This window comes from Streptomyces sp. NPDC096324 (assembly GCF_044763015.1).
Lineage (GTDB): Bacteria > Actinomycetota > Actinomycetes > Streptomycetales > Streptomycetaceae > Streptomyces.
This window is the reverse complement of the sequence record NZ_JBIWFK010000019.1, coordinates 137,982-147,614: the sequence shown is the minus strand read 5'-3', so window position 1 is coordinate 147,614 and position 9,633 is coordinate 137,982. Positions and strand designations below refer to the sequence as shown.

At 70.4% G+C, this 9,633-nt stretch carries 9 protein-coding genes and 1 tRNA gene; 5 read left to right on the top strand and 5 right to left on the bottom strand.

The genetic code is table 11. The annotated features are described in order from the left end of the window. Positions 1-145: 145 nt before the first annotated feature. Complete coding sequence (locus ACIQ7M_RS36595; protein ID WP_403652335.1) at positions 146-415, bottom strand: hypothetical protein; 270 nt, start codon at positions 413-415, stop codon at positions 146-148. Positions 416-741: 326 nt separating this feature from the next. Here ACIQ7M_RS36595 and ACIQ7M_RS36590 point away from each other — a divergent pair, with 326 nt between their 5' ends. Continuing rightward, on the top strand, positions 742-942 hold the full coding sequence (locus tag ACIQ7M_RS36590; protein ID WP_403652332.1) for a hypothetical protein: 201 nt from the start codon (positions 742-744) through the stop codon (positions 940-942). A 482-nt stretch (positions 943-1,424) separates the two neighbouring features. Here the strand turns inward: ACIQ7M_RS36590 and ACIQ7M_RS36585 are convergent, their stop codons facing one another. After that, positions 1,425-1,835, bottom strand: a complete 411-nt coding sequence (locus ACIQ7M_RS36585) for a DUF6344 domain-containing protein (protein ID WP_403652329.1) — start codon at positions 1,833-1,835, stop codon at positions 1,425-1,427. A gap of 327 nt (positions 1,836-2,162) precedes the next feature. On the opposite strand from ACIQ7M_RS36585, the gene ACIQ7M_RS36580 reads away from it, so the two are divergent. Together ACIQ7M_RS36580 and ACIQ7M_RS36575 are read left to right on the top strand one after the other, a co-directional pair. Further along, positions 2,163-2,291, top strand: coding sequence for a DLW-39 family protein (locus ACIQ7M_RS36580; protein ID WP_003999697.1), 129 nt, complete (start codon positions 2,163-2,165; stop codon positions 2,289-2,291). 237 nt (positions 2,292-2,528) lie between these two features. Beyond that, on the top strand, positions 2,529-4,091 hold the full coding sequence (locus ACIQ7M_RS36575; RefSeq protein WP_403652326.1) for a hypothetical protein: 1,563 nt from the start codon (positions 2,529-2,531) through the stop codon (positions 4,089-4,091). A gap of 28 nt (positions 4,092-4,119) precedes the next feature. Here ACIQ7M_RS36575 and ACIQ7M_RS36570 read toward each other — a convergent pair whose 3' ends face one another. Together ACIQ7M_RS36570 and ACIQ7M_RS36565 are read right to left on the bottom strand one after the other, a co-directional pair. Next, the gene (locus tag ACIQ7M_RS36570) at positions 4,120-6,378 is read right to left on the bottom strand and encodes a protein kinase (protein ID WP_403652323.1); all 2,259 of its coding nucleotides are present in this window, start codon (positions 6,376-6,378) and stop codon (positions 4,120-4,122) included. 126 nt (positions 6,379-6,504) lie between these two features. Then, positions 6,505-7,053, bottom strand: a complete 549-nt coding sequence (locus ACIQ7M_RS36565; protein WP_037614940.1) for a transcriptional regulator — start codon at positions 7,051-7,053, stop codon at positions 6,505-6,507. A gap of 181 nt (positions 7,054-7,234) precedes the next feature. Here ACIQ7M_RS36565 and ACIQ7M_RS36560 point away from each other — a divergent pair. After that, positions 7,235-7,307, top strand: a tRNA-Ala gene (locus tag ACIQ7M_RS36560). 491 nt (positions 7,308-7,798) lie between these two features. On the opposite strand, the gene ACIQ7M_RS36555 is transcribed toward ACIQ7M_RS36560, so the two are convergent. Further along, a complete protein-coding gene (locus tag ACIQ7M_RS36555; RefSeq protein WP_389838213.1) occupies positions 7,799-8,500 on the bottom strand; it encodes a DUF5324 family protein in 702 nt (233 codons plus the stop codon). Positions 8,501-8,968: 468 nt separating this feature from the next. On the opposite strand from ACIQ7M_RS36555, the gene ACIQ7M_RS36550 reads away from it, so the two are divergent. Further along, the gene (locus ACIQ7M_RS36550) at positions 8,969-9,502 is read left to right on the top strand and encodes a peptidylprolyl isomerase (protein ID WP_389838211.1); all 534 of its coding nucleotides are present in this window, start codon (positions 8,969-8,971) and stop codon (positions 9,500-9,502) included. The last annotated feature ends 131 nt before the right edge of the window (positions 9,503-9,633 follow it).

The following is a 9,633-nucleotide window of genomic DNA, read 5'->3' as shown; positions in this document are numbered from 1 at the left end:
CACGGGCTCTGGCAGAAACTGGGCACGAGAACGGGCCCTGACCGATTTACCTGGTCAGGGCCCGTTCACCTGCGGTGGGTGTGGGATTTGAACCCACGGTGACTCGCGCCACGACGGTTTTCAAGCCTTCGATCTGCGAAGGCGATCAGAACGGCGCTTCTCCTTCGCCGACGAAGGACACGGACGTTTCGTCGTGGGGGCCGGCCAGAAGGCGGATCTCCCGTACCTGATCGTTCTGCAGCCGCAAGCGAACCTCAGCGTCTCTCAGGGTTCCCGCCAGACCTGGTGGAAGGTTCTGCAGGACACCACCCCACAGCCCTGTGTCCGGGAGGAACAGGCCTAGGTCCACCTCCACGGGGATCTGCTGATCACCAAGGATGAGCCAGCCGTCTTCAGAGCGCAGGTGGGCCGCCATGCTCCCATTCTTCACTCGCAACGGGTCCAGCGGACGTGAAACGGCAGCCGCCACGAGCCGAACCATCCATCAGGGCCATGCCTGTATAGGAGCTGACATCAGCGACTGACACCAACATGCGCGAACTTCGACGGTCCACCCTGGACCCCCACCACTGCTCATCCCAGGACCAGCTGGAGGAGACGAAGGCGATCGCGTCTGTGTAATTGACCTGATAAGGATGAGGCCACAGGTTCAAATCCTGTTAGCCCCACAAGTTCGAAGACCTCCAACCCTCAGGGTTGGGGGTCTTCGGCGTTTACGGCGCCTTCTGCCCACGAGGTGATGTGGGCGACCCCGACCCCGATGCCTCTGCCGGACCCGGCAGCGGCCATCGTCACCGTCACGCCGACGATTCCTTCGAGTGCCGGAAGCCCGACGGAGTCCTCTGGGGCGGGTGGATCCGCCTCGGCGCGGTTCTCGTCGTGGCGCCCACCTGGGCCGCGCTCACGGTGGCGTTCGTCGTCGGCGACCCGCTCCGGCACTGAGGTTCCGTGCTCCCGTGCTCCCGTGTGCTTCCGTGCTTCCGTGCTTTCGCGCGGATGCCGCTGGAGCCGCGCATGCCGAGGGCCCGGCGGCTCTTCCGAGTCGCCGGGCCTGTGCCCTGGGTGCTTCGTACGCAAGTTCGCCGCTACGTCAGGGTGTCTGTGAGGGGTTACGGGCCACATGCCGCGGAGTGCGCGACGGGCCGCGTGGACAGCCGGGTGGAACAGGAGGAGGGGCTGGGTACCGCCGGCTCACGGGGCTTCACGGAGCCAAGGGGCCTTCACGGAGCTCGCGGAGGCCGCACGGGGGGTTTCGGGCTTCCCGGGGAGTTTCGGGGCTTCACGGAGCCGTCGGGCCGCAATGCCTCGGAAACAGCCGGGGTTTCGGTGTTCCGTACTCTCCGCCGTACCGCGTTCTCGTACGGCGCTTTCCGTCGGTCATTCCTGGTGCCCGCGTCGGCGCCGTCGTGGCGCCCGGTTCAGCGTCAGAGCCGGGCCACCGGCGTGAGGGCCCCCAGGGGCTCCGTGCCGGGCGCCGCGAGGGCCTCCGGACCGGAACAGGCGTCGGGTTCCTCGAGGCCTTCCAGGCTGCCGAGAGCGGCGGGGTCCGCCGTGTTCTCGTCCGCGGGCGCGCGGTGGCGGCAGCTCGGCGAGGAGCCGTGGGCCTCGGCGCGGATGCGTTGCTTCATCGTGGGGGGCAGTGCCCGGCTGTAGGACCAGGAGGCCGGGGCCGGGGCGATCGCCGGGGCCGCCACCGGGGTCTCGGTGTTGCGGACCGGGCCGGCCTGCGGTACCGCGGCGGCCGCGGTGGTGGTGACGAGTCCGAGCGTCGTGCACAGCGCCAGGAAGGCGGTGATGATCGCGCTCCACAGCTTCATGACCTTGTTCTGGGTCACGGCCCCTCACTTTCGGGTCGGTCGATTTGCGTACTTTCCTCATGATGTGTATGCGGACCGTGAAGTGGTGGACCTGCGCCCGTGGCGCGTTGATGTTCAGATGAACACCACCCGGATGGCCGCAAGTGATCGGTAAAGTCCTTGAATGACCGCAAAAGTCATCATCTGTGACATGTGATCACCGTGAGATCGGAGCGGTTGTCTCCCGGTCTACCGCCGGGCGCGGGGCCGCAGTTGAGGGCCGATCCAGGTCACCGATCGATATCGGTCGGTGTGTATAGTCGGGCGCCAGAAGTCCCCTACGTCAACGAAGGACGAGGTCGCGCGGTGAAGAAGCTTCTCCTGGTCGCACTGGCCGCCATCGGCGGGCTCCTCGTGTACCGCCAGATCCAGGCGGATCGCGCCGAGCAGGATCTGTGGACGGAGGCGACCGACTCCGTGCCCACGGGTTCGTGAGGATCGACAACAGTCTCGGAGCAGACCCCGGCCGCCTCGCGGTCGGGGTTTTGTGTTTCCCGGAACCCGCTCCGGTTCGCGAAAGCAGGCGAACCGGAACGAACCGGTCGCGAGCGTGAGACCCGTGGCGGTTCGGCCGCTCCCTTTCGGCCGCTCCCACGGATAGCCCGGGTGTCGCGGTGGCCGACGGGGCAGGATGGTGCGCGCCAAAGGGGCTTCGACGAGGGGTGGCGCGTGATGGGGCGGCGCACGAAGGGCCGGTGTGCGAGGCCGTGGCACGGCCGGATCCTCACGGCCACGGCCGCGGCGGCCGCGCTGTGCGTGACCCTCGCACCCGCGGGCCCGGCTGTCGCCGCCCCCAGGGCCACCGAGGCGCGGACCGCGGACGCGAGGACCACCGCGGAGGGCGCGAGCACGGCAGCCGACGACTCGTCCGGGCCGTACGCCTTCGCCGAGGACGCCATCACGGTCAAGGGCACGTCCGACACGACCGACTCCGTACTCCTGCGGGCCGGCCGGACGTACAGGAACTCCGCCGGGCTCACGGGGAGGGACGGCAGGCTGTACTACCGCCTCGAACTCGACGCCGTCTCCGACGCGTACGTCTCCGTGACCGCCGTCCCCCGGCCCGGCGCGACCGTCTCCTACGCGGACGGCCTCAAGGTCTCCCTGCAGGACGCCAACGGCCGCAACTGCTCCTTCAGCGGCACCGTCCACTTCGGCGCCACCCAGAGCCCGCACCCCATCGCCGCCTGGGCGTCCCGTGAGACGAGCGGTGAGCAGTACGCGTGCCAGGCCGCGGGGACGTACTACGTGGTCGTCGAACGCACCGGAGCGGCGGGTGCGACGAGCGGTACGACGGGTCCGTCGGACCCGGGGTCTTCCGCGTCCCGTCCCTGGGACCTGGAGCTCGGCTATGTGTCGGAGCCCGGTCTGAAGGAGGCGTCCGGCCCCACGAGGGCTCCGGAGGCCTGGAACTCCGCGTCGCCCGAGGCGGTCGTCGGGGACCCGAAGCGCCGCGGCGGCGGAGCGGGATTCAGCGGGGCCGCACTGCTCGGACAGGGAGTCTGGAAGGACGGCATCAGCCCGGGACAGACCCGCTTCTACAAGGTGCCCGTCGACTGGGGACAGCAGATCTCCGCGACCGCCGACCTGGGCAGCGCGAGCGGCGGGGAGGGCTCTGTCGGCACGGCTCTGGTCATGTCCCTCTACAACCCGGTACGAGGCTTCGTCGACGATGTCGGCTCCGGGTACGACGGCAGTCAGCGGTCCGCCGCGCTCCACCCCCTGCCGCCCGTCGCCTACGAGAACCGCTACGCGCTCAACGACCGCGTGAGCGGCATGCGGTTCGCCGGTTCCTACTACCTCGTGGTCCATCTCGCCGCGCAGGTCGCCGACCGCTTCGGCGAGGGGCCGTTCGGGCTGACGCTGCGGGTGCGCGTGGCCGGAGCGGCCGGGAAAGGGCCCGCGTACGACGGGAGACCGACACCCCGGGACGTGTTCGCCGTCCCGGTGGGCGGCTCCGACGACGCGGCCGGCGACAGGACGGCGGACGGCCCGGCCGGCACCGGGACCAGCGGTGGCGACGCCGGCCGCAGTGGGGTCATGAAACTGATCGCCGCGGGCGGTATCGGCACCGGAACCCTGCTGGCGCTCACGCTGGGGCTGTGGACCGTGATCGCCCGCCGCCGTGCGGTGCGACCCGTCCGGCCCGCACCCGAGGACGCGGACACGGCCTCGGCCTCCCTGCCGATGCCGGCTCCGGCCCCCTGGGAACACGGGGCGACGCGGGGCCGGTAGCGCCGGCTCCCGGCCTCGCCCTCTGTCCTCAGACCTGGCTCAGCGCCCAGAACCCCACCGCGAAGCAGGCCAGCGCGAGCAGCAGCATCGGCACGGCGACCGTGGCGGGCGGCCCCGGCCGCGGCCGCGTGTGCCTCCTGCGGTGCTCCGGACGTGCCGTGGTCCCCGGCGGCACCTGGACGGACCGAGCGGTGTACGAGGCGGTGGGGGCGTACGTGTGCTGCGGCATCGCGGCGGGTGGAACGGGGGAGCGGTGAGGGGAGGACGCGTACACGGGAAGGGGCGTGGTCGGGGGAGTCGGGGTCGGGGTCGGGTCGAACGGCGGCGGAGAGAACGGCGCGGACGACGGGGGGAGCGGGATCGGGGCAGGGGGAGTGGGCGTCTGCCGGTCCGGCCGGGACTCCTCGAGGTGCCGCGTCCGCAGGTACGGGGACCGGTCGCCGGAAGGCCCGGTCCGCGGTTGCCGCCGGGGGTCGGCGGGGGCCTGGGGCCGCGGCGGGGGCAGGTGAAAGCTTCCGGTGTCCGACATCGAGGGCGGCCGGGGGGAGATCCCGGGGACGGGGTCCCGGGGTGTGTCCTCCGGTGCGGCAGGGGACCGGTCGTCCTGGGCCCCGGGCCGAGGCTGTACGTCGTCGAATGCGCGCCGCTGTACGCGGCCGGAAGCGGGCTGAACCTGTATGTCACCGGGGGTGGGGGGAGCCTGTACGCCGTCGGATCCGGGCCGGGGCTGTACGCGGCCGGAGGCGGGCTGAGCCGGTGGATCGGCGGGGGTGGGGCGAGCCCGTACGCCATCGGAGGCGGGCTGAGCCGGCACGTCACCGGGGGTGGAGCGAGCCTGTACGTCATCCGATGCGGGCCGGGGCGGTACGCCGCCGGACGCGGGCCGAGCCTGTGCGGCGGGGGATCCGGGTTCAGCGCCTATGCCGTCGGTGGCCGCCGGGGGGCGTATGTGTTCCTGGTCGGACTCGACTCCCGCTTCCGCGGGGCCCGCTGGAGTCGGCCGGCCGTCCTCGGCGGGCCACTGCCCCGAGCCCCCCTCCGCGCCGGTGGAAGGGTCCTTCAGTACGCCCCCGGTCCCGAGGCCACGATGTCCGGTCCCGGTCCCGGTCCCGGTCTCGGTCCCGGTCTCGGTCCCGGTACCGGTTCCGGCGCCGGAACCGGCCAGGACCCCTCCCGGCACGTCTTGCTCCGGCTCCCGCAACTCCCCTGACCGCTGAGGGACCTTCGGCTCCGAGCCGTACGCGGAGAGGGAGGCGTCCTCCGGGCCGGTCGCGGACGTCGAGGCGGGAAGAAGGGTGGAGCGGCCGGAATCGTCCGCGTCGTATCGCGAGCCGGCCGCTTCGGTGGTGTCCGGAAGCCCCTGGGAGGACAAGGTCCGTGAACCCCCTGGCGAAACAGTCCCCCGTCCCGACGGACCCGTGGGACCGAACCCCTCGGGCAGCGGACCGAGTTGGTCGAAGACCTCGATCAGCTCGTCGTCGGGTCCGGGCTCGGGCAGCAGCTCGACGGCGGCGGCCAGGGCCTTGCGCGCCCCGGTGGCGGTCCTGAACCGGGCGTGCGGATCCGGCTGGAGGAGCATCGCCAGGACCTGCCACAACGGCTCGGGTATGCCCCGCGGCGCGGACGGCGTGCCGTGCTCGGCGAAGTACTCGATCAGCGCCTTGGCGTCGGGCTTGCTGCCCTCCAGGAGGTACAGGGCGACCAGGCCGACGGCGAACAGGTCGGCGGGGAAATCGGGTTCGGAGCCCAGCATCTGCTCGGGTGCGAAGTAACCCGGCGTCCCCACCACGTAGTTGGTCTCGGTGAGCCGCGGTTCACCCAGCCGCATGGCGATGCCGAAGTCGGACAGCCGCAACCGCGGCCGGCCCGTGCCCGTCGCTTCGAGGAGCACGTTGGCGGGCTTGATGTCCCGGTGCACCACCCCCTCCGCGTGCACGGCGGCGAGACCCGCGAGGAGCTGGTCGGTCAGAACGCAGACGAAGGCGGGAGGCAGGGGGCCGTAGTCGTTGACCAGATGGACCAGGGAGCCCCCTGCGACCAGATCCATTGTGAACAGGACCTTGTCGTCGTCCGCGGCCCAGCTCGCGGGAGCCAGCACATGGGGATGGTCGATCCGCAGCGCCTGTTCCCGCACGAACCGCAGCAGGGCGTGCGCGTCGCTCTGCTGGAGCACCTTGGCGGCCACGTAACGGCGCCGCCGGTGGTCCCAGGCACGCCACACCGCACCGACTCCCCCGCGCCCGATCGGGTCGACCAGTTCGTACCGGCCTGCGAAGACCTCACCCATGGTCGTACGTCGCTCCCCTTCGGCGGTCGGTCCGGAGACCTCTTCCGAGGTGCCCGGCTGCATGACGTTCGGCGGCTGGAAGGCGTCACTGCCTCCAGCGCCGGGCGGTCGGCGGCCGGGCTCGGCTCAGCTCTGGTGGGACTGGTAGTGCGCGACCGCGTCGGACGTACGGCCGGCACCGTAGACCCGGAGGAACTCTGCCAGTTCCGGGTGGGTCGGGGCGAGGGTGTCCGCCGCGTCGATGATGTCTCCGGCCGCGGCCACCGAACGCAGCAGCGACTGGATCTCGCGGACCACGCGCTTGACCGTCGGGGCTCCCGAACTGGTCGTGGACTGTGTGGTGTTGCTCAACACCGATCCCCCCTGGGACTTCTTGATCTCGTCCATCCGCTCGGTCGCCTCGGCGGCGCTGACGCTCCCGTCGGCGACCTGCCCCGCCAGGTCCTGTAGAAGCTGGACGCGCTGGACCACGGCCGGATTGCCGATCTTGGCCCGCTGACCGCTCATCAGCTGCGACAGCATGGGTGCGGACAGCCCTAGCACCCCGGCGAGACGCGCCTGGTTCAGACCCAGGTCCTCTATGAGCCTACGGAAGAGCGCCCCCAACGGCTCCCCGTACCAGTTCCGCTGCAGCTCCCGGGCTCTCGCGGTTGCTTCCTGCTGTGCGGCGTCCATTGCGTCTCCCCATCGCTTCCCCAAGTACCGCGGTTCGCGACAGCGAACCACGTCGAGCATCTTACGGAGAGTGGTCGTCCACGGGGACCCCCAATATTTTGCGAGATCCCCTGGGTGACCCGGTACTCTGGTCTGCGGCGCCCGTCGACAGATGGTTCCTGTGGTCGGACGCTCCTCTCAGGGGGCCTTAGCTCAGTTGGTAGAGCGCTGTCTTTGCATGGCAGATGTCAGGGGTTCGACTCCCCTAGGCTCCACACACCGGACCGGCCAGACGCCCACAGTGGCGACTGGCCGGTTTTCGTATGCCCTGTGTCCGCGGGCGCGCACCTGGCGGGCCGGCCCTCGGGGTGGACGTGATCGCCGGGAAGCGACCCGGGAAGTGACCCCAGTGACCTGAGTCACAGGAGTGGCTTTGCAGGGGTTGCATTTCTTTGCGCAAACGACGTGAGTGACGTGCGGCCCGCGGCCCCGTCGCGCGTACGGCCGACGCGGGGTCGCGGGGGCCGTGGGGCTGTCAGGACCCTTGTGTGAGCTGCCGCACCGGCTGCCGAGTGATCGGTTCGACGCATTCCGTCAACAACATCTCCATGGATGCTGCACACGCGGGCCGTTGCAAACGTCATCGTGAGCGGTACGGGTAAATCCTCGCGGAGTGCCGCGGTCGCCCGTGCCGATGTTCCACGTGAAACATCGCGGCGGGGCAGGAGACCCTCAAGTCTCCTGCCCCGCCGCGATGTTGGACCGGTCAGTGGCGGTCGTCGCGCTCGGCCGCCTTCTCCTCGGCTTCCTTGACCTGGACCTCGGGGTCCAGGTCGGACTGGCCGCTGCCGTCGACCGCCGACAGATGCCCACCCTCGGGCACCTCGGTCGCGGCCGGAGGCTCGACGAGCCAGTCCGGGTTGGCCTGCTTGTCCCACCACTTCCAGGCGGCGAAAGCACCGCCCGCCAGAAGTCCCAGCACGGCCAGCGTCTTCACGAGACGGCCGGCCCTCGCCCGACGATCGTGCTTGCGGAGCAGCTTCTGGATCTCCTGCGGTGTGACCTGGCCGCGCAGGGCGGCGATGGCCGCCACACCGCGCGCCGCCGCTTCGTCCCGAACGGGCTGGGTCGCGGCCACCGCCTGCTCGATCTTCGGCTTGGAGTAGTCGGCGGCCTGACGAGCCGCCCTGCGGGTGCGGACGGCCGCCTCCTGGGCGACCTGGTCGACCTTCGGCGGCACATGGGTACGGGCTTGCTCAAGGCGCGGTGCGAGATGGGCGTCGTACTGGACGCGGGCCTGTTCGGCGGCCTGCGACACCTTCGGCGCGAGCCGAACTCGTGCTTCGGTCGCGTAGTACGAGGCCCTGTCCTTGGCCGTGTCGGCGTAAGGCGCCACCACTTCCGCGGCGTGCAGCACGCTGTCCTTCGCCGAGCCGGTCGCGGCGCGCACGCTGTCGATGCGGGTCACGGGTCTCCTCCTCCTCGGTGGCGTACGTCGGGGGTACCAGGTACCCCCAAAGACACACAGTTCACCTTTCCACCCCTAGGGGGATCATGCCCGCCCATGGGGTCCGGGGCATGTGAGGGCGGGCATCCGTGTCACGGATACCGACTCCCGGAGACTCCGGGGACGGAGCCGGTCAGGTGTCGGTCAGGTGTCGATCAAGTGAGATAGTGGATCAATACGGGGCAACGGGAGCTTGTCGTCGACAATGCCACGGATCGACTCGGGCCGCTCCCGTCCGGCGCGACTCGACGGGATTTCCGTACGTACGACGTTCCGTATGGCCGACTTTCCGTGGGCGCGACGTTCCGTTCGTACCGGGTTCTCCGAGAGCCGGTATCCGCACGTGCGTCCGGGGGTGGCGGTCAGGGGCCGGGCGGCCCGGTCCGTGCGAGGATCGGGCCGTCAAGAGAAGGCAACGGAAGGCAGATCGTGGCCGAGCAGCTTTACGCCACCCTGAAGACCAGCCAAGGCGACATCGACATCCGGCTCCTGCCGAATCACGCGCCGAAGACGGTCCGGAACTTTGTCGAACTCGCCACGGGTGAGCGCGAGTGGGTCAACCCGGAGACGGGTGCGAAATCCATGGACAAGCTGTACGACGGCACGGTCTTCCACCGGGTGATCAGCGGCTTCATGATCCAGGGCGGTGACCCGCTCGGCAACGGCACCGGGGGCCCCGGCTACCAGTTCGAGGACGAGTTCCACCCGGACCTCCGTTTCGACAGGCCCTACCTGCTGGCCATGGCCAACGCCGGCCCCGCCACCAACGGCTCGCAGTTCTTCGTCACCGTCGCCCCGACGGCCTGGCTGACCCGCAAGCACACCATCTTCGGCGAGATCACGGACGCCGCCAGCCAGAAGGTCGTGGACGCCATCGCCGGTGCCGCGACCAACCCGCGCACGGAGCGCCCGCTCCAGGACATCGTGATCGAATCGGTCGTCGTCGAGACCCGCGAACGCTGAGTCCGCGCCGGGCTGCCGTCCGTGAGTCCGAAGCATCCCGCAGGGAACCAAACGCCCCGTTCATCCGTAAGGATGGACGGGGCGGTGCGTTGCACCCGGACCCGCCGAGACCGTGTGCGAGCCGTACGGAG

Excerpts from the sequence above, each read along its gene's own strand:
- ACIQ7M_RS36595 (WP_403652335.1), bottom strand. The coding sequence starts at position 415 with ATGGCGGCCCACCTGCGCTCTGAAGACGGCTGGCTCATCCTTGGTGAT.
- ACIQ7M_RS36575 (WP_403652326.1), top strand. The coding sequence starts at position 2,529 with ATGGGGCGGCGCACGAAGGGCCGGTGTGCGAGGCCGTGGCACGGCCGG.
- ACIQ7M_RS36570 (WP_403652323.1), bottom strand. The coding sequence starts at position 6,378 with ATGGGTGAGGTCTTCGCAGGCCGGTACGAACTGGTCGACCCGATCGGG.
- ACIQ7M_RS36565 (WP_037614940.1), bottom strand. The coding sequence starts at position 7,053 with ATGGACGCCGCACAGCAGGAAGCAACCGCGAGAGCCCGGGAGCTGCAG.